The sequence below is a fragment of the Chitinophaga eiseniae genome (genome assembly GCF_900167135.1).
GTDB lineage: Bacteria > Bacteroidota > Bacteroidia > Chitinophagales > Chitinophagaceae > Chitinophaga > Chitinophaga eiseniae.
Genome location: NZ_FUWZ01000002.1, coordinates 1,440,264 through 1,463,791 on the forward strand (window position 1 = coordinate 1,440,264; position 23,528 = coordinate 1,463,791).

A 23,528-nucleotide genomic window follows, 5' to 3' on the forward strand; every position below is an offset into this window, starting at 1 on the left:
CCAACCTTCTTAATGCTTCTCCATAGATGCTGTATTGCTTCCTTCCCACGAGGAGCGGTTTGTTATTGCGGCCCCGTTTGACGGGGAGAATTTTTGTCTGATATTCCTCATGGCTTTTCTTTTGGTGATTTTAAATATTCTTCTGATGATGCTAATGCAATGGAAAAGTCGTAGCACCCGCAAAGCGCGAGGTTGCCGGTATTCTGAACAACTTCGAATTCAGGAAAGGAGCCTGTTAGGAGAAGTTGCGTTGCCCGTTTTTGGGATGATAATGACGGTGATTCAGTAACCTGGAGGGTATCCGGATTCAGAGAAATAATCTGTAAGTAAAAGTTGGAAAGTTGTAGGGGGGGATAGTACTTCAGAAAACCGGTATTTCTCCAAAGTTGGAGAGGGGTTAACTGGGGATAATACATGAGTGTTTCCCAATGAATGGATCATATGAACCTGGAGGTATCCGGATTCAGAGAAATGATCTGCTAGTAAAGTTAGCAAGTCGCAGGGGATGATAGTACTTCAGAAACCGGTATTTCTCCAAAGTTGGAGAGGGGTTAACTGGGGATTATACATGAGTGTTTCCCAATGAATGGATCACATGAGTCTGGAGGGTATCCGGATTCAGAGAATCTGTAAGTAGAAGTTGGAAAGTTGCAGGGGATGATAGTACTTCAGAAACCGGTATTTCTCCAAAGTTGGAGAGGGGTTAACCGGGATTATACATGAGTGTTTCCCAATGGTTGGATTTCATGAGCCTGGAGGTCTCCTAATTTAGAGAAGGCGTTGTCAGGAAGATATAAAAGTGGCCCGGATGTTTTGGGGTGATAGTTCTTCAGAAACCGGGGATGTCCCTGAAGTTGGAGAAGAACGTTAGGGAGAATTAACAAGTAACATCCATGTTTAGGATAATAGTGCCTCGTGAACCACATATCTCAATGAAGGATATAGGTGATATAGTTTTGCGAATGAGTATTTAAATCAGGGTGTTTTCGATTTTTGCAGATCTCCGGATTCAGGAAAATGGCAAATGTACTATTTAATGCAGGGGAGAGACCCAATGCCTCAGGTTTACTATATTTCCGGAGGATTGTTCCCATTCAGCATTGAAACGACAGCGAATGTGCCGGGTGTAAAGCATGGTTTGGAGGGAGATACGTCGGGATGAAGTCTTCTGAAGGTTTTTAGGCGTTCCGATTTGTGAAAAGGTAAACCTGCAGATTGGGTCTTGGACATAGGATGAGTGTTTTCAGGATGCCTAAAGGAACAGCAAGATTACTAGATCTTGCCGATTTGTCAATTAGGAGTAAATCGCCGAATGTTCCACGTGGAACATTCCACTTAATCTCTGCAATGTGCTGTCTTCTCCGTAATTTTGCACTTTCTTTTAATTATTATGTTTCCATCATACGATATCATTGTGGTAGGCGCCGGCCATGCGGGGTGTGAAGCCGCCGCTGCTGCTGCCAATATGGGCTCCAAAGTTTTACTGGTGACCATGAACATGCAAACCATCGCGCAGATGAGTTGCAACCCTGCTATGGGGGGAATCGCCAAAGGGCAGATTGTAAGAGAAATTGATGCGCTCGGCGGTTTTTCCGGGATTGTTACAGACCAATCCCTCATCCAGTTCAGGATGCTTAACCGCTCTAAAGGACCAGCCATGTGGAGCCCCCGTGCACAGAGCGACCGTATGCTTTTTGCTGCAAAATGGCGGGAGGCCCTGGAAAAAACACCGAACGTGGACTTCTACCAGGACATGGTAAAAGGCCTCCTCGTAAAAGATGGTCGCTGCTATGGGGTGATAACCGGCCTGGGACATGAAATCAAAGCGAAAGCAGTCGTCCTCACTAATGGTACTTTCCTCAACGGCGTAATTCACATCGGCGACAAACAATTTGGCGGAGGCCGCGTTGCTGAAAAAGCGGCGACGGGCATCACGGAACAACTCGTGTCCCTGGGCTTCGAAAGCGATCGCCTGAAAACAGGAACACCTCCCCGTATCGATGGCAGAAGCCTGGACTATTCCAGAATGGAGGAACAACTGGGAGATGAAGACATCGTCGGATTCTCTTATCTCGATGTAGAAAAAATAAAACCAGCGCAACAAAGAAGCTGCTGGATCACCTATACCAGCGACGCCGTACACGAAATGCTGCGCACCGGATTTGACAGATCTCCCATGTTCCAGGGCCGTATCCAGGGCACAGGCCCCCGTTACTGCCCCAGCATCGAAGACAAAATCAACCGCTTCGCAGAACGGGAAAGACATCAACTGTTCGTAGAACCGGAAGGCTTCGATACCGTGGAAATATACGTGAACGGATTCTCTACCTCCCTGCCGGAAGATGTGCAAATGAAAGCGCTCCGCCTGGTACCAGGTTTTGAAAACTGCCGCATGTTCCGCCCGGGTTATGCCATCGAATATGACTTCTTCCCACCTACACAACTACAGTTCTCCCTGGAAACAAAACAGGTGCAGAACCTCTTCTTTGCCGGCCAGATCAATGGCACCACCGGATACGAAGAAGCCGCATGCCAGGGGCTGATGGCTGGCATTAACGCACACCTGAAAGCCACAGAACAGGATCCGTTTATTCTGAAAAGAAGCGAAGCTTATATCGGTGTGCTGATCGACGACCTGATCAATAAAGGAACGGAAGAACCTTACCGCATGTTTACTTCCCGGGCCGAATTCCGGACACTGCTCCGCCAGGATAACGCAGACCTGCGCCTTACCGAAAGAAGCTATAAACTGGGCCTCGCCAAGGAAGACAGAATGGCTAAAGTGCAACAGAAAAAAGAACAGGTGGAAAAGGTGAAGACCATCCTGAAAGAATTGTCGATAGAGCCGGAAGAAATCGGTGCCCTGCTGGAATCCAAATCTTCCGCCGGCCTCACCCAAAAACAACGGGCCCACCAGATATTACTTCGCCCGAACCTGGACATCTTCTCTATGAAGACAGCTGTTCCTAAAATAGAACAGGCACTGGCCGGCTTCGGAAAAGAAGTATTGGAACAGGCGGAAATCCAGATCAAATACGATGTATATATTGAGAAGGAAAATGAACTGGTGAAAAAAATGAGCCAGCTCGAAGACCTGATCATCCCGGAAAACTTTGATTACAGTAAACTGGTTTCCCTTTCTACCGAAGCCAAACAGAAGTTTACCAAAATCCGTCCGCATACCCTGGGACAAGCGAGCAGAATCAGCGGCGTTAACCCCAGCGATGTACAAATCCTGATGGTATATATGGGAAGATAATTTCCATCAAACGTATAAAAACAAAAAGGAGTATCGCTCAGATACTCCTTTTTGTTTTTATAAAAGACGACTATTGGGACCGGAACAGGTCCAAACATACCAGCCCAAAATTTCAGCAGGAAAGTTCCGTTATAGTCATGAAAAATTTTCAGTCGGGATAGACGCAAAAAAATGAAGGAATATTAATCCTTCAAAATTTCAGCAATAATTTTCCGCCGGTTTTTAACATCCGGAAAAAGAACCAGCGCAAAACCTAAAGCGCACGGATGACCGCTTTTTCTATGAAAATGAAAAATTTTGGGTAAAAAATCAAAAAATCGACCTTCAGAAATGGGGTAAATTTGGCAAAACGCGTTGGGATTGATATTAGTCATTCAAAAAAGAGACAGGCGCGAAAATGGGCTTAAAAATGCCCAAAAAAAGAGAGGGATTTTTTTAGAGAGAAAAGCAACCAATTTTACATCGCCTTCGTATGCATAGGACATCAACCAACTGTTTTTCGGGGAACGGACCCAAAAAATTCAGGGGACGACCACAGTTTGGTTTTTTTAGCTAAAGACAGGTAACGATCATTTGTGGAAGACCTGAATCAAATTCATACAATCATATCAGGTTGCTGTGATAAGAATCGCAGCAGCCAGGAATTGCTATACCGTAAATTTTTTGGGTATGCACTGAGTATTTGTATGCGTTATGCACCGAACAGGGAAGAAGCGATCGAAATAATGAATGATGGTTTTCTGAAAGTTTTTCAGCGTATCTCTACCTTTGACACCAATCGCCCGTTTAAAGCCTGGCTGAGCAAAATTATGGTCAATACCGCCATCGATTTTTTACGCAGCAAAAAGAAACTGGTATTTACAGACCAGGCAGAACAATATCACGAATTGGGAAAGGAAGATAATGTGGTGGAAAAACTGTCGTACGATGAACTGCTGATGCATGTGCAATCCCTGTCACCAGCCTATCGGACTGTATTTAATCTCTATGTTATGGAAGGTTATCAGCATCATGAAATTGCTGTGCTGCTGGGGATTTCTCAAGGCACCTCCAAATCCAATCTGTTTAAAGCAAAAAAAATACTACGGGAAAAAATTCTTATCGCTGCAGGTAAAGGCACTGCCGCCAATGCCGCTGTTAACTTTGTTGTGCATAAAAATGAGTGAAGATTTCGAAAATAGTATCCGCAACAAGCTAAACGAAGCTGACCATCCATTTGACCCACAGGCGTGGGACAAAATGGAAGCGCTGCTGGATGGAAATAAAGGCCGCAAGCCTGTATTCATCTGGTGGTGGGCCGCTGCTGCCGTGCTGTTGCTGGCGCTAAGCGTATGGTGGTTTATGCCGGATACAGGCAGCACAAAACAACCGGAACCCATAACAAACGCTCATCATCTCCCGGGAGAAAATCTCCCTGAAAAAAATACCGGTCATTTCCCTGAAAAGAAGGAAAACCAGGGAAAAATACCGGGAAAACAACAACAAACGCCGGTTGTATCCCCCGCTATAACTAACCGGCAATCCAATACAGTTAAAAAAGAAACTTCGGCAACTGCTTCCTACACCGTAGCAGCGAATAACAACAATAATACACAACGCCCGCCGGATAAAGGAACTACCCGGCTGGTACCGGATCAGCAAGCCCCTGTATTACCATTATCCGGTGAAAAAAAAGAAGATAACGATAATGGATATACGAAAATAAATGTAGATAACATCAACGACTATACGAAAATAGATACGACCGCTGTCAATGATGATTATAGAACGGTATCAGTTGCTTTAAAAGACAGCACACTAACGGCCGTAAAGCGTAAAACAAAAAAATGGTATGCAGGCCTTGTACTGGGGCCCGACCTGACAGTGGCGCCCTCTTTTAAATACGGTAACATCGGCTTTAATGCAGGCGTACTGGTGCACTATTATTTCAACCCTCATCTCTTCGTGACAACAGGAGCCGTGTACAGCAAAAAAATATATGGCGCCGCACCGGAAGACTATCGCACCGGGAGCACCAGCACCCCTTATGGCACCCTTGAAAAAGTAAACGCGGACTGTGACGTGCTGGATGTGCCCATCAATATGAACTATACTTTCCTCTCGGTAAAAAAGAATAAAGTCAGCGCCACCCTGGGTTTCTCCAACTACTTTATGCTGAGAGAAAAATACCGGTACCTGTATGAATACGGTCCACCGAAAGAAAGAACCGTCACCAACGAAAACCAGCATTATCTCTCTATCATCAATGCCGGTATCCTCTATCAACGTCCGGCAGGCCGCGGCCTGCTTCTGGGAGTACAACCCTATGTCAAAATTCCGCTGAATGGGGTGGGATATGGACAGGTAAAACTGTACTCCGCCGGGATGACAGTACACCTGACTTTTACCGGCAGAAAGCCGTGATAACGGCAAAGCAGCTTCCGTTCAGTATAACCGGCTAAAACAATCGGTTTTTTCCGTTGTTATCATGGTAGATGGCACGTCATTTTCTGCGTGTCATCGTACCAAAAAATCTTTTTTATGACAAACAAACATGACGATAAAAAGAAGAAAAAAACGGGGGAGGAAGAACAGGAATTTCCGGGATATCCGGAGTATCCGGCCAGCGAAGATATCATGAACAGGGAAAATCGTGGCAATGAGGTGGACCTGAATATGGACGATGTGACCCGCTCGTTCCGGCATAACAGTGAGTTGCCCGAAGAAAAGCAGAAAAGCCCTAAACGCAGCGATGAACAGGAAGAAACCTGGCGCCAGGACAAAACAGGCGATGACCTGGACATACCAGGAGCAGAACTGGATGACGAGGAGGAAGCAATCGGGGAAGAAGATGAAGAAAACAACCTGTACAGCCTCGGCGGCGATCGCCACCAGGACCTGGAGGAAGACAACGGTGAATTTCTCGATGAGGATGAGGACGATAAATATTAAGCGGTTACAGTAAAGGCGTCAGCAGCCTGCAGACAGAGTCCATAAACCGTTTGAAGATATTTCTTTTGTTCCAGCGGGTTTCCTGTACAGGTAAAGAATACAGCAGATCTTCATCAAATGCGCGGTCCAGTTTGGCAGCCACTTCCTTATCATACACCAACACGCCGATTTCACAATTCAGAAAAAAGCTGCGATTGTCAAAATTGACAGAACTCACCCAGGCCAGGTTATCATCTACGACCATGGTTTTGGCGTGAATAAATCCCCTCGTGTAAAAAAATACCTTCACACCTGCTGCCAGTAAGGGCTTCATATAGGAGAGGGCCGCATGTTGCACAATAAAGGAATCGCCTTTCAACGGTAGCAGCAGCTGTACATCTTTTCCCGCTAAAGCCGCCATCTGTAAGGCTGTCAGCAATTCTTCCGTAGGTACAAAATAGGGATTGGTGATCCTGATCCGCCTTTTGGCCACGTTGATGGCCATAAGAATAGAACTCATCGTCATAGGCCATTCTGAGTCCGGCCCGCTGGCGACGATGTCGGTAAAACAAGTGCCTGTGAGCGGGAGAGAACGGCCGAAGAATGGCGCTTCAAAAGGAAACACTTCTTTGCTGCAATAACGGTAACTCATGAGGAACTGCAGCTGGAGCAGGTTTACGGCATCTCCCTCAATTTTAAGATGCGTATCACGCCAGAAAAGATCGTGCTTGCCATTATTGATATAACGGTCGTCGAGATTGATGCCTCCCACAAATCCCACCGTGCCGTCTATCACGATGATTTTCCGGTGATTCCGGTAGTTGGCATTGCGGTACAAACCCACCAGCACAGGAGAGAATGTATATACGCTGGCGCCATTCTCCTTCAGTATCTTAGGTATCTTTTTGATCCGGTCGCTGCCCATATCATCGTAGACAAAGCGGACCTGCACGCCCTGGTTCAGTTTTTCCACCAGTATTTGTGTCACTTCATTGCCCACATCGTCTGCCGCGATCATGTAATACTCAATATGGATATGGTGTTTGGCAGCCCGCAGTGCGGCCATTACCTCCGGGAATTTTTCTTCTCCGTTGATCAGCAGTTTGACCCGGTTGTTTTTGGTGAGAATAGACTGCCGTGTGTTAAGCAGCATGGCCGACAGTTCCTGTTTGGTGCCCACCGCCTGCCGCAATTCCAGTTGCATGTGTTCTATTTCCGACCGCTGCGATTGCCAGTATTTAGCAAATAACACCTCATCTTTACTGCCTTTGAGGGTGAACCGCCTTTTTTTACGCAGGTCTCTTCCCAGGTAATAGTATACGATCAGGCCAACGATCGGTATAAATACCAGCAGCATAATATAGGCCATAGCCTTTACCGGGTTCCGGTTTTCCAGGAGTATGGAGAAGATGACGCCGGCAAATGTCAGGATTAACAGCACCGTGCTGCTTATTTTAACATACAGGTGCCAGTCGGAGCCAGTCAGATAGTTAATGAGCGTGTGCACTCTCTTGATACGGTTTTAGTATTTAACGCCGGGCCTGTTAAAAAGTTAAACCCGTTTACACCATGAAGATAACAAAACCGCCATTTATATTATTTTATCCGATGTTAACCGGATACTGTCCGGGATGATCTTTCCGTTATGAATTGCGCGGACAATGGTATAATTTGTTTGCCACACATCCACGAATTTATGAAAACGATACTGATCAAAGGGGCGCTGGCCGCGGCATGTTTATGCGCGTATGACGGTTACGCCCAAACGCCCGATCGCTGGCAGATAACGCCCGGCGGCAGCATTATCTGGAACATTAACGGTCATATCCCTCATGCTGACCATATCGAAATGGCTGGTAAAAAGGTCGCCCTCTGGCTGCAATACGGGGTAGACAGCAGTGGGGCCAGCGCCATCACACGGACGATCGTGTTTCCTACGTACCGCCTGGTGCCCAACAAGACGGAGACTGCCATGATGTATACTATTTCCGATAATATGCTGCCCCGCTTTTTTATCAACAACAAGCTGTGGAAGCCGGACGTGTACAACGGCGGGCCGGTAAAGGCGCTGCCGGAGAAAGTGCGTAGCATACAACACAAGGGGATCACCACCGTCACCAGTGTATTGGGAAATGACCACCGGATAGAATTAAAAAGGACTTTCTTTCCATCTGATAACCAGCCACTGGTACTGGAGCAGTTTGTATTCATTAATCATGGCACACAGCCCGTGCCCATTGAGATGGAAGCCATGCAACTGGAACGCATGCCGGCAGAAAGCCGTAGTGCGAACGGACCGCTTTATTTTACCGTGGAAACAGCCGGTGCAGGCAGGCAACAGGTAGCTGCCGGCGATTCTGTCCGTTTTGTGGTAGGGTACAGTGCCCGCCGTGGTACCGAACCCCGGCCGCAGATCAACGCTGATGCGGAGATGGCAGGCCGCCGGCAACGGATCGCCGGTATCTTGTCATTGCTGCAGCTGGAAACACCGGATACCCTTTTGAACACCGCTTTTGCTTTTGCTAAGATCAGGGCCACCGAAAGTATTTATCTCACGAAAGGAGGGTACCTGCACGGACCTGGCGGATTGCGTTATTATGCTGCGATCTGGGCCAATGATCAGGCGGAATATGTAAACCCCTTCTTCGGCTTCCTGGGCGACAGCATAGCGCTTAATTCCGCGATGAACAGCTATCGCTGGTTTGCGAAGTACATGAACCCGGATTATAAACCCATTCCCAGCTCCATCGTAGCAGAGGGCGACGGTACCTGGCATGGCGCCGGGGACCGGGGAGACATGGCCATGATCGCCTATGGCGCCAGCCGCTATGCCCTCGCTGCCGGCAACGCCGATTCTGCCCGCGTACTGTGGCCCCTGATAGAATGGAGCCTGGAATACCTGCGCCGGCAGGTGAACGAAAACGGCGTAGTGCATTCCGACAGCGATGAACTGGAAGGCCGTTTCCCGGCGGGGAACGCTAACCTCAATACCAGCGCCCTCTATTACGATGCGCTCCGCTCCGCTGTGCTGCTGGCGAAACAATTAAAGGTGCCGGCGCGGGACTATGCGCAACGCGCTGCCGAGCTGCGGAAAAACATTGACCGGTTCTTCGGCGCTACCGTGGAAGGCTTTGATACCTATCGCTATTACGGGGAAAACAAAGTATTGCGTGCCTGGATCGCAACACCGCTGACAACCGGCCTGTTTGAAAGGAAAGCGGGCACAATTGCCGCCCTGTTTTCCCCGAAGCTGTGGACGGAAGACGGCCTCGCGTCCCAGTCCGGCGATCGCACGTTTTGGGACCGCTCTACGTTGTATGCCCTACGGGGTGTGTTTGCTGCCGGCGAAACAGCCAGGGCGATGGATAAACTGGAATATTACTCCCGCCGCCGGCTGCTGGGCGAACATGTGCCTTATCCGGTAGAAGCTTACCCGGAAGGCAACCAGCGGCACCTCTCTGCAGAAAGTGGCCTGTATTGCCGTATTTTCACGGAAGGTATGTTTGGTATGCGGCCAACGGGATTTAACAGTTTTGACTGTACGCCACGGCTGCCGGAAGGCTGGGACCATATGGCATTGCGCAACATTCACGCCTTCGGTAGAAAATTTGATGTCGAAGTAAAAAGAAAAGACAAAGGAAGATTATTGGTGATGGCTAACGGAAAAGAATACACGATAAAAGAAGGGACAACTTTACCCATTGTACTGAAATAAAAAACGGGCCGGAACTATCCGGCCCGTTTGCATTACTCTGCTATTACCTCCAGTATATTGCTGCTCAGCGGTTTTACCCTGCCGGGTGTTAGACTGATACCTGTATTCATAAGGAAATCTCCGCTGTATACCTGGTTGCCGAAAGCTGACCTGGTTCCGGGAAAAAGGTTGGTCTCACTGACACGGTAGTTCTTGCTAGGGTCCAGTCCCTGTAGCTTCACCACCGGGAAAACATCCACCCGGCGGGTATTCATGAGATAATGAAATACTACAGCTTTTTGTTTGTCAGCGCTTGTATATTGAAATACTGCACGAGGCTGCCCGTAGGGAGAAACAAGACGATAGAGGTCGCCATACCAAACGATGTCACGTAAACGGTTATACGTAACTACGGCATCGTGACTGAATTGCAGTTCCTGTGGTGTGAAATCGTCTACTTTGATATCATAACCCAATTTACCCATCATGGCCACATCCGTACGGAACTTCAGGGATTGTTTGCCCATGTTGGTCACATGTGCCGCCATGGTGTTGGCCGGGAAGAAATGGGAGTACCCGTATTGAATGTAAATCCTGTCGAGCGGATCGGTGTTATCACTGGGCCAGAATTCCGTAAAGTATTTCATGGCGCCGTAATCCGTACGGCCACCGCCACCGGAGCACAACATAATGGGAAGATGCGGGTATTTGGCGCGCACTCTTTCCAGCACTTTATAAAGGCTGCGGGTATAGTCAATAAAAAGATGGGATTGTTTTCCCTTCAGGTAAGGGGAGTAAGAATTGGTCATCATCCGGTTGCAGTCCCATTTGATGTAGGCGATACCAGGGTTTTCACGCATTGTTTTATCCACGATATCAAATACAAAATCCTGTACGGCAGGATTGACCAGGTCCAGCACCAGCTGGTTGCGATAGTAGTGCTCTTCACGATTGGGAAGACGCAGTATCCAATCAGGATGTTTGGTGTACAGCTCACTTTTGGGGTTAACCATCTCCGGTTCCAGCCAGATGCCGAATTTCACGCCCTGTTTTTCCGCTTCTTTTACCAGGTAGCCCAGGCCATGGGGAAGTTTATCTTTATTGGTGTCCCAGTCGCCGAGGCCGGCGTTGTCCGCATCGCGGGGATATTTATTGGCAAACCATCCGTCGTCCAGCAGGAAGAGGTCTGTTCCGAGTTTGGCTGCGCCGCTGAACAGGCTGGTGAGTTTAGTCTCGTCGAAGTGCATGCCGGTGGCTTCCCAGTTGTTCAGCAAGGTGAGTCGCGGCGTGTGTCCGTCGAGGATACCGTAGTTTACCGCCCAATGCTGAAAATTGCGGCTGGTTTGGCCTTTGCCATGGTCGGACCAGGTGAAGAGGAAAGCGGGCGTAGTAAATACTTCATTGGGCTGCAGCGTGTAGTCGCTGGCGTAAGGGTTGATGCCTGCGCTCACGTGCAGGGCGTTTTTTTCGTCCACTTCAAAGCCAAAACGGAAGTTGCCGGTCCAGGCCAGCGTGCCGGCCAGCACTTCGCCGGTGTTTTCATTGGCGGCGCCGTTGAGGGAAAGCAGGAACATGGGCGACTGGTACATATTGGCACGTACACCCAGTTTGCTGTCCAGTATTTTATTGCCTTTGGTCAGTTTTTCTTCCACCATGTTAGCTTCTTTGGCCCAGTCGCCATGGAACTGGGTCAGCCAGTAACGGGCAGCATTAAAATGCAGCATGGAAGAAGCATAGGCGGTCATTAACACAGGTTGTTTTTCCGTGTGCCTGATTTCTGTCCACGCCTTGATCATATCTTCCTGGAAGAAGGTCTCAAAATGCAGGGTAACGGTTACCGGATATACGGGGTCCTTGAGTATGATATCCGTAGTGGAGACATTATTATCTTTTTTGTCAGTCCGGGAAGAGACGTATTTGAGCTCCAGTGAGGGATTACCGTCGTTATGCACGATCCGTATGGCGGGGTCCAGCAGGCTTTCCATACCGGCGGTAGTATAGGCTTCCTGGGTGTTCCGGGCGGCGGTGTCGGCTTCAGCAGGCTGCAATGCCCGTCCGAAGTATTGCTGTACCAGCCGGCCCTGGGGATTGACGTTATAAACCAGGCTGATATTCCTGGTGGCAAGCCGTATCTGTTGACGCTGCGCGAAAACGCTATGGGAGAGCAGCAGCAGCCCTATGCAGAGCAATTTTTTCATGTGTTATTTTTTAACGCGGAGGAATAAGCGTACAAAATACAAATATTGATCAGAAAAGCTGATGATAATTTACCGGAAAGCGGTTGTTTTGTGCAGTTGCGAACGAATACGTGCGGATAAGTGCGGGGATGGCCTGCAAACTGGCGGTCACCACGCCGGTGAAAAGTTTAAAAACAGAATAATCCGTAGTTTGGGGAGGATTTAAAACGACTCTCCATGACGCCGCAGATCATCATTGTACTGGTACTGACAGCCGTTATCAACCTGATTGTAACCTTATCTTTTGCTGTAAGGACCGTTGGGGTAACGACCGGCAGGATAGCGATTACTTTCTCTCTTTTTAATATACTGGTGCTGGTATCCCGTACCGCCAATACTTTCCAGGCGCCGCTGCTGGCCAAAACGGTGGAGGAGGAGTTAAAGCGGCAGGTGACGGGCAACGAAGGACTTTTCCGGCTTATTATTTTATCCTGTACGATTGGTTCGGTGATCGGTGCGGCGCTGATACCTTCTTTTCAGCGGATGTTGTCAAAGGCCGTAGAACATTTTAGTGTGCACCGTTCTGTTCCCCGGCTCTTCTATCTTGGCTTTTCGGGATCAGGGATGCAGTTTATCAAAGAGAACCTGAGGATGCCTTCCAGGGGAAGTATTACAGGATTACATCCAGTGAAGGGGTTTCCGAGAAAGATGTTTTTGTTTAACCTGGTTGCCACGGCTATTATGACCATCAGTGTGCTCTGCTGTGTATATGCTGCGTACCTGAATCCTGACTACAGGACCACTGCCAGCAATTTATCCGGCGTTATCAATGGCGTAGCGACGTTGCTGATGGTGCTTTTTATAGATCCGCACTCTTCCGTGCTAACGGATGATGTGGTATTGGGAAAAGTGAGTGTCAGTTATTTCCGGCAGTATATCACCTATATGGTGATTGCCCGTGTAGCGGGCACTTTATTGGCCCAGCTGCTGCTGTTGCCGGGGGCCATGCTGATAGCAAAACTGGCGGAATACGTGTGATTTTTTTCTTTGAACGTTAAGAACTGATTAACATTTCAATAAAAAAAAATGCTTTTTTTTGAAGCATGTTTTTTAACCCCCAACCACTTTTTGTTATTGTTGGTTATCCTAACGTTGGTAAACGAAAGGTATTGCAGGAGATCTTTGCCCGAAAGAATTTTTTTCCGCTGAAAGACCCTTTTATACCCGTTGCGTTTCCGGAAAATAAGTTTGTAGTGATCAACAGGACCAATCATCGTGGTGCATCTGATACGTTATGCACACATCTCAGTCACGTAATGAGTAAGCATATTTTTTCTTCTGCGGCTTTTATGCTGATGTTAAGCTTTATCCTGGATGGAGGCCGGCGGGATGCGCGGCGGGTCGTGCAGTACCTGGAGGCGTCCGGGTGCCTGGTGCATTACCTGGTGCTGGCGGGTAGCTGGGAGGATAAACGGGTGCTGACCGAGGAGGCGCTGGAACCCTTACTGGCAGCCATCGGGAACGGACGTATACATTACTTTGACCGGTTGGTGACCCGTTCGCCGCTGCGTTTTCAGCAGCGAACGGAGGAGGTGACCACGGTGATCAGGAGCGTGCTGGCCGGGAGCCACCGGTAAGCGTTTTTCCGGTTGTTAGCAGCGGTTGCATGAGCGCCACCCGGAACGGGGAATGTTCGAGAGCAATGAGGTCTTCCGTACTGCCAAGTACCTGGTCTATCAGGCCAAAAGCCTGTGCTTCGACAGCATTCATGAAGTGGTCGTTTTCGAAGGCGGTTGCTATCTCTTCTGTACTTCTGCCGGCATGTTGGGCAAGCAGGTAGAAGAGCTGACTTTGCAGCCGTTCCTGTTCGCGGTAGGCGATGCGCACATCTTCGGTGTAGCCTTTGGCGCCGCCGGCGGCTGGATGCATGTGTATTGTGGCATGGGGGAGGGCGTACCGCTGTCCCTTTGCACCGGCAGTAAGGATGGCGGTAGACATGCTGCCGGTGAAGCCCATGGACATGGTGGATACAGGCGACTTCAGCATTTTCATGGTGTCGTAGATAGCGAGGCCTGAATAAATAGCGCCGCCGGGACTGTTGATATACATGCTGATAGGCTGGTGCCCGATACTGTCGAGGTACAGCAGCTGAGCTACGATCAGGTTGGCCACCTGGTCGTCGATGGCTGTACCGAGAAAAATGATGCGCTCTTTCAGGAGCAGGCTGTATATGTCAAAGGCATTGCGGCCATCGCCGTCAATGACGGTAGGAATCAAAAAAGCCATATGTAAAAGGATTATTGGAAGATGGAAGTGATTTTCTGACGGTATGTTTCGTCGGTCATCAGCTGCTGATACAGATCGTCCAGCTGCTGGCGCCTGTTGCGGCGTGCCAGCCAACGTACGAGCTGTATTATTTTCCGCTGATAACTAACTTTTGCAGCCAGTTCAGGAGAGGTCAGTTCGCAGGCCTCAAACACCCGTTGATCAGCGGTATCCTGCTGCTGTTCGAGGTATTGTTCGATATCCCTGATTTCACAAAGCTGCTTCCTCATGTTGTGTTTGTTTTACCTGTTCCCTGATTTTTTCGAGGCATTTGTATTTCTGCACGGTAGCCACATGTTGCGTTTTGTATTGCAGCGTCCGGGCTATCTCAGACATCGGCAGTCTGTCATAGTAAAACGCCTGTAGTAGCTGCAGGCATTTTCTGCCGGCGTTTTTCAGGTAGGTGATCACCGGATGGGCAACTGGCGGCGGATCGTAAAAGTCAGCCGGAATAACATCATCACCTTCAGCCGAATGAAAGGCTACATATTGGCGGTCGTCTTTCAGGCGGCGCAGGCAAAGTATCCGGGCGATGCCCATGATATAAGCCTGGTCTGAAACAATGAAAGAGGTGTTTTGTTGTTTTTTCTCCAGGTAGATGATCACCGCATCATGAAAAATATCTTTGGCAGTATCCAGGTCACCACCCATACGGTGTACCATCCTTGCCACTTTAGGAAGGGTATCCCGGTATACCGACTCAAAAATGGGATCGTTATGCATGGTCATACAATCTTCGTTTACAGAGTAGTGTCGAGAATCGCGGAAATATCACCCTGAAAATAAAAAAAACAAGGATGATTCGGAAGGGATCATGTATGTTGCACTAAGTTGTTGTTAACGAACGAGCCATATATGAGAAGCCTTATTATATTCCTTCTTTGCCTGACAGTACAGTGCGCTTTAGCGCAAACGCGCCAGGAGGCGGGCAATGCCATGCCGCGATCTTCAGGGGCCACGGGAAAAAGCAGGGGAACGGAGGGCCGCAAGTCGACCGGGACAACCACCGGCGTGCCACCTTATCGTACGGGTAACACCGCCCCGGCTGTTCCGGACCAGTGGGCCGGCAGCTGGAAAGTGGATTACAAACCCTGGCCGCACATTCCTGCGGTGACCATGCAGTTGCAGATAGGCTTGCCGAGGCAAAACATGCTGTATCCTGCGCTGTTATCGCTGAATTACGGATCGTTTCACGGAGAGTACTACCTGTTACTGGTCCGGAAAAATGAGCAGCAACTGGGCATCGGCAGAGGGAAGTATCCCGTGAAGGAAACTCCCTTCAAGCTGGGGATCTGGATGTTATACCTCAACGGCACCTTCAATTATTCCCGGAAAGGCAATGATATGCCGGTGATGGACATACAACGAATGTGGATAAAAGACTTCGGTATTTTCATGAAAGGCCTCTACGACGATGATGAAATTTTCGTCAGCACCAAAGTCACCCTGCGGGACATGCTGTACCGCAATCCCATACAGCTGAAAAAAATCAGCCATCAGCCATGGGCGGCGCCGGCGGCACAGAAAATGGTAGATCCGGACAGGGACTCCATCTACCTCGGATTATATGATCGTATAGACGTGTACGATAGTACGGGACAGCTGACCATTGTAGATGAAGATCAGCTGGATAAAGACACGGTTACGCTGGTGCACAACGGCCGGACACTGCTCCGGTCGCAGGAAATCAACGAGCAGACACAGTCACAGCGGATACGGCTGGATACCGGCATGAACCTGCTGGCGTTCTTTGCAGACAACTACGGCCGCCTGCCGCCCAATACAGGCGACATGCGCGTGGAAATAGACGGTAAAAAATACAGCTTTGACTTCAGCGACCGCTCCAATGCCTATGCTACTTTCCTGGTGGCGCAGCTGTACCGCAGGCCGGTGGCAGGCAAACCGTCACCGGACACTGTATCACCGGCAATTCCCCCGTTACAGCCGCCGGCAAGGGACACCGCAGCGCTCACCCGCACCGCCACCAGCCGGAAAGACCAATGGGTGACCACCATCAAAGTGAAACAGCAGGAAATTACACTGGAACTCTGGGACGCTCAGACAGAAGACGGAGACAGTATTTCCCTGCGGCTCAACGAAAAATGGATCGTCAGCGGCTTCCCGGTGAAGAAACAGATACAGGAACTGAAAATCACGCTGCTACCGGGCGAAAACAGGCTGCAGTTCATGGCAGATAACCTGGGGCGCATACCGCCCAATACGGCTGCATTACGGTTGCTATTCGATAAGATCAGCCGCCGGGTGGACCTGAGTACAGACATGAAACGGAACAATATGATCCGGATTATTTATGAACAATGACAGGATCACCAACCCTTTTTGTTGGAGCCGCTTTCAATACAATACCGGGTGTTGCGGGAAAAAGGCTCTCCAAACTTATCGAGGTAAACCTCGTAACCGATAAAACCGATGCTTTCCGCTTCTACGTCCATGGTGGCCAGCGCAGGGTTGCTGTCTATGCCGTTGTAATAGGCTTCGCCCATGCCCACGATAAAGCAGCGGCAGTAAAGAAAGCCATCGTCAGCACCGTCGGTGTATTGCTGAACTTCGTGTCTGTCAATGTGATACAGTTTTTCCTCCATCAGGAGGATGAAAGCCGTCAACGCGGGCTTCTCCAGTGTTTCCAGCTGCTGGCGGAGGTTTTCGCCGATAACATCGGTCAGTTCGTAACTAAGGGATTCGAGCAGGAAGGGATCGTTGGTCCTTAAAGCAAGCCGGCGGGCTGCATTGAGTTCGGGAGATGATGACCAGGCAGTTTCTATCAGCTGCCAGAAGTTGGCTTCATTCATAACGAAAGAGATAAATGGGTGAAAAAGAAATTTTCGAGCTAACAGGTCAAAGGTAGGAGGGGGCTGCGTACTGGATATGCGTAACAAAAGGTACAGAAACCGCTGCTGTAACAGGTTTGCAGTAGATGCACCATTTAATCGCGGGGAGTTGTAAATTACAGTACCTATCCATCATGAAATACTATTTCACATGACACCACGTTTTTCCGGAAAGGGTTTTTATCAGAACGTATATATATTTCTGTTAGTAACAGGGATTATACTGATGGTATTTGCGTATCTGCTTTACCGTCATACTTTTATCTCCCTGCTGATACCGGCAGGCGTAGTCCTCCTCGCGGGGATGATCGCATTTGTGGCGGTCCGTAAGCACTATAACCGGGTGTATGGTATCAGGGGTTTCTTTTATGCGTTGTCCAACAGCCTGCTGGCATACGGCGGCATGGTGGCGTTCCTCTTTTTGCTGATCAATTATTACGGCGCCAGTACGGTAGATGAAGGGCTGGTGGTACCCATAAAGCGCAAACACCTGGCAATAGACAGCACCGGGCGTATCACCAGACTGGAGAAGCCTTCCATCATTATTCATCATCAGGGGGTGGACAAGGAGCTGGTATTTGATTTTGCGCGGTATCCGCAGGTGATAGCAGCAGAATATGTGGTGATAGACTATAGCAGGGGATTTTTCGGATACGACATCTTACATTCTTATGATGTGGTGCAGAAGCTGCCGGAACCGGAGCCATAAAAATGCCGGGTATGGATTCATCGGAAAAGCGCTAAAAACGGGACTTAAACGGTTGTCTTAAAGGCAGCAGCTCGTGGAGCAGCGTCTTTATAAAGGCGTATGATTTAATGGGGTGCTGAATCGTCCTGCAAGGTATTGGGTGAGCGATAACATTCACTCGTTCATCATTCTCATATTCGAATTGCTGCGGCTTTGTGCGTACGGAAATAACCTCCTGCTGCATGTCTAAATCCTCAATTTCATAATACTTCCAATGGGGTACGGCATCCACGATCACAAACTTTTCATCCACAATCTCCGGATGGGGAGCCATGTTATCGCTGTTCTGGAAGCAGTTATTGGCGTCGAGCTCCTGCACAAAAATCTTCATCCCCGCACCTTCCGTGTACATATTGATGATGCGGTTATTGGCGTCATAGTTCCGGGTGGTAAGTCTTGTTAGCACACCTTCGGTCAGCTCCAGCTCCAGTTCGCAATAATCTGGCAGGGGACTGCTTTTCAGCTGTTCACTTTTATGAAGATCGTGGATGGCTTTAAACAGGACGCTGTCGGTGGGTTGCCAGGCTTTCAGTGTGATGGTCTTGTAGGCGCCGGAAGCCAGTACGTTAAAAGAGAGCGCTGTATAGTCCTCATTGATCACCAGGTCGAAAACCGGGAGGGCATAGCTTTCCCCGTATGGGTTTTCCAGGTATTCAAACAGCGAGCTTTTTTGATTATAGTTCAGGATGACACCGCTTTTCGACGTGGAGCCGATGTAAATTCTGAACAGGTCTATTGAATGCGGATGATGGGTAAGGTAGCTTATCTTCGATTTGATCGTCTTCGGTTTTCCTTTCTCCAGGCCAAATGCAAAGGCCGTATTCAGGATAAAGTCGGTCAGTTCTTTCGTGTATCCGTTGTAAATGAAGCCCCATAGGAATTCAGGGGCCTCTTCTTCCTGTTTAAAGGTAGACAGTGACCGGAATATCCATTTGATACTTTTAGCGATGCTTTTGCTGTCCGCGCTTTGCGACAGTCTTTTGATGTAGGTGTCCAGATCGGCGGAGCAGTCTTCGATATTACGGGTGGTGTAAAACCTGTCCGCTGCGGCGGTGTTCTCCAAGTCTGTATACATCCGGGTGATGATCTGTTGTTTATCGTCTTTGATATTTTCAGGAACAATGGTTTCCATTTTGTGCTGGGTGTAAGTCTGAAGGGGTAAAAATAAAAAAAGATCATCAGTGAATGATGATCTTTTTCTGTGGACTTCAACTTTCCGGTTATCGGATGATTTAGTATTGGTAAGCCCATTTTTATCGGAGGATAAGTTTCATATCTTTGGGTTTGAGATTATAACTAAGCGCGCTTTTGAATCTAAAGGCAGTGCTAAGAGTGCGTAGCTCCAATACACGTATCAGTTTAGTGTTGCTGTTTTGTACGTATTCAAAAAGAAAAAGAGGTTCATTTTTCTTTTCTTTAAGGAGCTTAATCAGGTCGGCAGTAGCGATAAATTGGAATTTACCCTTGTATTCGGAAAACAGATCTTCGCTTTGCCGTTTTTCTTTACCGCCGGCATAAATATTACGGTGATAAATGAGACTGTCCGGCACATAGAGCGTGCTTTTTTTTAATTGTGCGAGGAGTACCTTGTCTGCAAGCGGATCGGCCAGATTAAGCTTGCTTCCGGTCTCTATTTGTTCCTGTGTAAACTTCAGATAGGCCAGCATATAGGGCAGGCTAAAATTGCGGATGTTATATTGGGTATACATCTGCTCAATAATCGTTTTGGTGTTTTGTATTCCCATCGAGCCTATTTCAGGATACATATCTACCAAGCCAAGTTGCTTCACTTTTAACCGGTTTTTACCTGCTTCCTTATATGGAACATCAAGCGCCATGTTCACATAGGTGTTGGTGCCGTATCTGTGCGTTATCACCTCTTGGTGCAGGGTAAAATAGGTGTAATGTTCCGATGCCGCCGGATACAAGGCCGCTTCCTTATAGGTCACAACTTTGACAGGAGAGATCGTCCATACCTGTGGTAATAGTTGTTTATAGTCTTCCATATAAGGAAGTTCTTTATCAGGAACGATAAACACCATTGTTCTGGCTTTTACGATTGCGAGGAAATCTTTTTTCTCTCTTACTGGTCGCTGTGGCGGATGGCAACTAAATAAAAAGGAGACACAACACAGCGCAATGAATAACCGCATCAACCGGCAGGGTAGAATAGAAAACATATTGGTATAGGTATACAAAGGGTTAAAAATAAAAAAGATCATCAGTGAATGATGATCTTTTTTCTGTGGTGTGGGGCGGGATCGAACCGCCGACACAAGGATTTTCAGTCCTTTGCTCTACCGACTGAGCTACCGCACCATGTCTTTTTTTTGTGTCCCTCTCGTGAAGGGATTGCAAAAGTAAGACAAAAATTATAATTGCAAAATTTTTCTTCAGAAATTTTTAAAAAACTTTTTCCTGAACGATACCGCTCCACAGTTGAGCGCGCCAGAACAGTGATGTAGCGGCATATTCGGCGGCTTCTTCCCATTTCTGCGGATCGTCGCCACAAAGTTCCTGTACCATCTGCATGGCCAGCTGGCTGTGATGATCACCGTCTACTTCGATGTGTCTTTCGAGGTAGTAGATGAAAGTGCCCAGTTTGCCGGGGAACTTACGGTCGAGGTCTTTTACCAGTTCGTGGAACATGTCGGGGATGAGATCTTCACGGCCGAAGGTGAAGACGGCCGCCATGACATGCGCCTTGCCCGTGGCGATCACATCAAAGGTAAAGCCGAGAAAGCCTTTTACAGCCTCAGGGAGCGTTGATGTTGCCAGAATGGTATGTACCGGCGTGCCAGCAGTGATAGCGGCAATAAGGGCCTTTATATGCCCGGTATCGGCGCCTGCCTGTTCCATTGCCTTTTCGTATAATTCGAAGTGGCTGCAACGCTGGCCGTTCATGTCTATATCACTTTCTTCACCGGTAACGATTTCGTTGATGAGATAGCGGGTAGCGGCATTGCCTACAGGCACCCAGGGTACCTGTACACAGGTCAGTTGTTGCTGCAGGCCTTTCAGCAGCGACATAAAATCCCACACGGCATACACATGGTATTCCATGAAAAGACGGATATCGTCAAGGGTTTCGAGGGATGCGTATAAAGGATGGGAAATAACTTTTCCCCTGTTGGCGGAAATGGTTTCCTGTATTTTCTCGATGTTCATTCTATGACTGTTGATTCACTGGTTTCACATGACTGGTAAACTGCATTAGTTGCCGTATTCTACCAGGAACTTAATACGGACCAGTTTTAATTGTTCGAGCGTGTAATCGTTTTCGATCAGCTCTTCCCGGGCCAGCGCCAGGCTAGAAGTTTCGCAACCTTTGAAGTATTCCATGATTTCATCCTGGGCGTAATCGTCCAGTTCCTCGTCGATACAATAATCCAGGTTGAGCTTGGTACCGCTGGCCACGATGGTTTCCATTTCATCCAGTAGCTGGGAGATCGTGAGCTCTTTGCTTTTGGCGATGGTTTCCAGCGGGATTTTTTTATCGATGTTCTGAATGATGAACACCTTCATACCGCTTTTGTTGACAACGCTTTTCATCACAAAGTCATCCGGCTTGGTGATGTTGTTTTCCTCCACGTATTTGGCGATAACGTCGATGAATTGTTTACCGTAGCGGATAGCCTTTCCTTTACTGACACCCTGGATTTTTTCCAGTTCCTGTACCGTAGTAGGGTACTGGGTGGCCATGTCTTCGAGGGATGTTTCCAGGAAGATCACGAAAGGGGGCAGGTTTTTCTCTTTGGAAACTTTTTTGCGCAGCTCTTTCAGCATTTCAAACAGCACCGGATCGGCAGAGGCGTTGGCTTCTGCATTGGCTTCCTCTTCGTCTTCGATACCGTCTTCGTCAAACTGGTGATTGAGTGCCACCATAATTGAGTAGGGCTTTTTGAGGAATTTTTTGCCTTTGTCCGTCACCTTTAGCAGGCCGTATTCTTCGATGTCTTTTTCGATCAGGCCTTCCAGCATCATCTGCCGGAGGAGGGAGTTCCAGAAATGGGCGTCGAATTCTTTGCCTTCGCCGAAGATGTCCAGCTGGTCGTGGCGGTAGGTGGAGATCTGCGGGCTGGTTTTGCCGGTGATCACGTTGACCACATATTCGCTGCCGAAGCGTTCTTCCAGGGCTTTGATGGCTTTGAGCACGATCACCACCCTGTTTTTTACTTCTATTTTTTCTTTCGGGTTACGGCAGTTGTCGCACTGTCCGCAATCTTTCGTTTCGTATTTTTCCCCGAAGTAATGCAGGATCACTTTACGGCGGCATACGGCGCTCTCAGCGTAGGCTACGGTTTCGTTGATCAGCTGCGCGCCCATTTCCCTTTCACTGAGGGGTTTATCGCGCATCAGGTGTTCCAGTTTCTGTACGTCCTTATGGGAATAGTAGCAGATACAGTTGCCCTCCAGGCCATCACGGCCGGCGCGACCGGTTTCCTGGTAGTAGTTTTCCAGGCTTTTGGGAATGTTGTAGTGGATCACAAATCGTACGTCGGGTTTATCGATGCCCATCCCGAAGGCGATGGTGGCCACAATTACTTCCACGTCTTCGTGCAGGAACATATCCTGCCGTTGGGCGCGGGTAGTGGGGTCCAGACCGGCATGATAAGCTACGGCCTTGATATTGTTGGCAGTCAGCATATCGGCCAGCTCCTCGGTGGTTTTGCGGTTGAGCGTGTAGATAATGCCGCTTTTGCCTTTGTGCTGATGGATATATTTAACGATATCCTTGATCGTCTGGTCTTTCTTGCGTTTGGGCCTGATTTCGTAGTACAGGTTGGAACGGTTGAAAGAAGAGATATAGATATTGGGATTGTTTAATCCCAGGTTCTTTACGATGTCGCTCTGCACCTTGGGCGTAGCCGTGGCGGTCAGCGCAATGATCGGCAGTTTATCGTTGATCTGGTCGATCATCTCTTTGAGCCGGCGGTATTCCGGACGGAAGTCGTGCCCCCATTCGGAAATACAGTGTGCTTCATCCACCGCGATGAACGATATTTCCAGTTCCCGGAAGAAATCCAGGTTTTCCTGTTTTGTCAGTGTTTCCGGCGCCACGTACAACAGTTTCGTTTTGCCGGTTTGCAGGTCGGTGCGTACTTTTTTGATCTGCGCCTTGGAAAGGGTGGAGTTCAGAAAATGCGCCACGTTGTCTTTACTGCTATAACCCCGTACCAGGTCCACCTGGTTTTTCATCAGTGCTATCAGGGGAGATACTATCAGCGCACAACCCGGGCTCATCAGTGCCGGTAACTGATAGCACAGGGATTTGCCTCCGCCGGTTGGCATGATAACGAAGGTATCTTTTCCCGATAGGATGCTTTTTATAATGATTTCCTGATTTCCTTTAAAGGAATCGAACCCGAAATGTTCGCGTAATGCATCCATCAAACTTACCTTTACAACAGCCATTGCATTCAAAATTTAAAAAGAATGGTAAACTCAAACTCTAAAGAATCAACAAATGATGAAATAGTTCTATACGTTTTTTAGGGGACACGAAGTTACTTAAAAAAGCGCGTAGTATCAATATAAATTACATGATCGCACTGCTGCTGACTAA

19 protein-coding genes and 1 tRNA gene are annotated in these 23,528 nt (G+C 48.4%); 9 read left to right on the plus strand and 11 right to left on the minus strand.

Translation table 11 applies throughout. From position 1 onward, the window contains the following. Positions 1-1,390 precede the first annotated feature (1,390 nt). The 4 genes from mnmG (at position 1,391) to B5D63_RS15535 (ending at position 6,190) form a co-directional block, all read left to right on the plus strand. A complete protein-coding gene (mnmG, locus tag B5D63_RS15520) occupies positions 1,391-3,259 on the plus strand; it encodes a tRNA uridine-5-carboxymethylaminomethyl(34) synthesis enzyme MnmG (protein WP_078669688.1) in 1,869 nt (622 codons plus the stop codon). 575 nt (positions 3,260-3,834) lie between these two features. Beyond that, on the plus strand, positions 3,835-4,425 hold the full coding sequence (locus B5D63_RS15525) for an RNA polymerase sigma factor (protein ID WP_078669689.1): 591 nt from the start codon (positions 3,835-3,837) through the stop codon (positions 4,423-4,425). Continuing rightward, positions 4,418-5,662 carry a hypothetical protein gene (locus tag B5D63_RS15530; RefSeq protein WP_078669690.1) on the plus strand — a complete coding sequence of 415 codons (1,245 nt, stop codon included), beginning with the start codon at positions 4,418-4,420 and terminating at the stop codon, positions 5,660-5,662. Before B5D63_RS15525 ends, B5D63_RS15530 begins: the two co-directional genes overlap by 8 nt. A 117-nt stretch (positions 5,663-5,779) precedes the next feature. Beyond that, entirely contained in the window at positions 5,780-6,190 is a 411-nt protein-coding gene (locus tag B5D63_RS15535; RefSeq protein ID WP_078669691.1) for a hypothetical protein, read from the plus strand. Positions 6,191-6,194: 4 nt separating this feature from the next. Here B5D63_RS15535 and cls read toward each other — a convergent pair whose 3' ends face one another. Continuing rightward, positions 6,195-7,676, minus strand: a complete 1,482-nt coding sequence (gene cls / locus B5D63_RS15540) for a cardiolipin synthase (protein WP_159456037.1) — start codon at positions 7,674-7,676, stop codon at positions 6,195-6,197. A gap of 189 nt (positions 7,677-7,865) precedes the next feature. Here cls and B5D63_RS15545 point away from each other — a divergent pair, with 189 nt between their 5' ends. Then, complete coding sequence (locus tag B5D63_RS15545; RefSeq protein WP_078669693.1) at positions 7,866-9,884, plus strand: glucosidase family protein; 2,019 nt, start codon at positions 7,866-7,868, stop codon at positions 9,882-9,884. A 32-nt stretch (positions 9,885-9,916) separates the two neighbouring features. Here B5D63_RS15545 and B5D63_RS15550 read toward each other — a convergent pair whose 3' ends face one another. Then, positions 9,917-12,061 carry an alpha-galactosidase gene (locus B5D63_RS15550; RefSeq protein ID WP_078669694.1) on the minus strand — a complete coding sequence of 715 codons (2,145 nt, stop codon included), beginning with the start codon at positions 12,059-12,061 and terminating at the stop codon, positions 9,917-9,919. Between the two features lie 216 nt (positions 12,062-12,277). Between B5D63_RS15550 and B5D63_RS15555 the strand changes: the two genes are divergently transcribed. Both B5D63_RS15555 and B5D63_RS15560 read left to right on the plus strand, forming a co-directional pair. Further along, entirely contained in the window at positions 12,278-13,078 is an 801-nt protein-coding gene (locus tag B5D63_RS15555; protein WP_078669695.1) for a lipid II flippase Amj family protein, read from the plus strand. A 65-nt stretch (positions 13,079-13,143) separates the two neighbouring features. Then, complete coding sequence (locus B5D63_RS15560) at positions 13,144-13,677, plus strand: hypothetical protein (RefSeq protein WP_078669696.1); 534 nt, start codon at positions 13,144-13,146, stop codon at positions 13,675-13,677. Here B5D63_RS15560 and B5D63_RS15565 read toward each other — a convergent pair. Genes B5D63_RS15565 through B5D63_RS15575 form a run of 3 tightly spaced genes read right to left on the minus strand, consistent with a single transcriptional unit; the run spans position 13,646 to position 15,094 of the window. Continuing rightward, the gene (locus B5D63_RS15565; RefSeq protein WP_078669697.1) at positions 13,646-14,326 is read right to left on the minus strand and encodes a ClpP family protease; all 681 of its coding nucleotides are present in this window, start codon (positions 14,324-14,326) and stop codon (positions 13,646-13,648) included. The genes B5D63_RS15560 and B5D63_RS15565 overlap by 32 nt on opposite strands. Positions 14,327-14,337: 11 nt before the next feature. Further along, positions 14,338-14,595: a hypothetical protein gene (locus tag B5D63_RS15570; protein ID WP_078669698.1), complete on the minus strand. Its 258-nt coding sequence runs from the start codon at positions 14,593-14,595 to the stop codon at positions 14,338-14,340. After that, positions 14,576-15,094 carry an RNA polymerase sigma factor gene (locus B5D63_RS15575; protein ID WP_078669699.1) on the minus strand — a complete coding sequence of 173 codons (519 nt, stop codon included), beginning with the start codon at positions 15,092-15,094 and terminating at the stop codon, positions 14,576-14,578. Before B5D63_RS15575 ends, B5D63_RS15570 begins: the two co-directional genes overlap by 20 nt. 126 nt (positions 15,095-15,220) lie before the next feature. On the opposite strand from B5D63_RS15575, the gene B5D63_RS15580 reads away from it, so the two are divergent. Next, a complete protein-coding gene (locus tag B5D63_RS15580) occupies positions 15,221-16,687 on the plus strand; it encodes a hypothetical protein (RefSeq protein ID WP_143312930.1) in 1,467 nt (488 codons plus the stop codon). Positions 16,688-16,692: 5 nt separating this feature from the next. On the opposite strand, the gene B5D63_RS15585 is transcribed toward B5D63_RS15580, so the two are convergent. Beyond that, positions 16,693-17,175 (minus strand): DUF4240 domain-containing protein, encoded by a 483-nt coding sequence (locus B5D63_RS15585; RefSeq protein ID WP_078669701.1) that lies wholly within the window; start codon positions 17,173-17,175, stop codon positions 16,693-16,695. A gap of 190 nt (positions 17,176-17,365) precedes the next feature. Between B5D63_RS15585 and B5D63_RS15590 the strand changes: the two genes are divergently transcribed. Then, positions 17,366-17,923, plus strand: coding sequence for a hypothetical protein (locus B5D63_RS15590; protein WP_078669702.1), 558 nt, complete (start codon positions 17,366-17,368; stop codon positions 17,921-17,923). A 31-nt stretch (positions 17,924-17,954) separates the two neighbouring features. On the opposite strand, the gene B5D63_RS15595 is transcribed toward B5D63_RS15590, so the two are convergent. From B5D63_RS15595 to recQ, 5 genes are all read right to left on the minus strand, one after another. Next, positions 17,955-19,094, minus strand: coding sequence for a DUF8184 family protein (locus B5D63_RS15595; RefSeq protein ID WP_078669703.1), 1,140 nt, complete (start codon positions 19,092-19,094; stop codon positions 17,955-17,957). Positions 19,095-19,215: 121 nt separating this feature from the next. Further along, on the minus strand, positions 19,216-20,142 hold the full coding sequence (locus tag B5D63_RS15600) for a hypothetical protein (protein WP_143312931.1): 927 nt from the start codon (positions 20,140-20,142) through the stop codon (positions 19,216-19,218). A 66-nt stretch (positions 20,143-20,208) separates the two neighbouring features. Further along, positions 20,209-20,281, minus strand: a tRNA-Phe gene (locus B5D63_RS15605). Positions 20,282-20,365: 84 nt separating this feature from the next. Beyond that, positions 20,366-21,130, minus strand: a complete 765-nt coding sequence (locus B5D63_RS15610) for a DUF3050 domain-containing protein (protein ID WP_078669705.1) — start codon at positions 21,128-21,130, stop codon at positions 20,366-20,368. Positions 21,131-21,175: 45 nt separating this feature from the next. Next, complete coding sequence (recQ, locus tag B5D63_RS15615) at positions 21,176-23,377, minus strand: DNA helicase RecQ (protein WP_078669706.1); 2,202 nt, start codon at positions 23,375-23,377, stop codon at positions 21,176-21,178. Between the last annotated feature and the right edge of the window lie 151 nt (positions 23,378-23,528).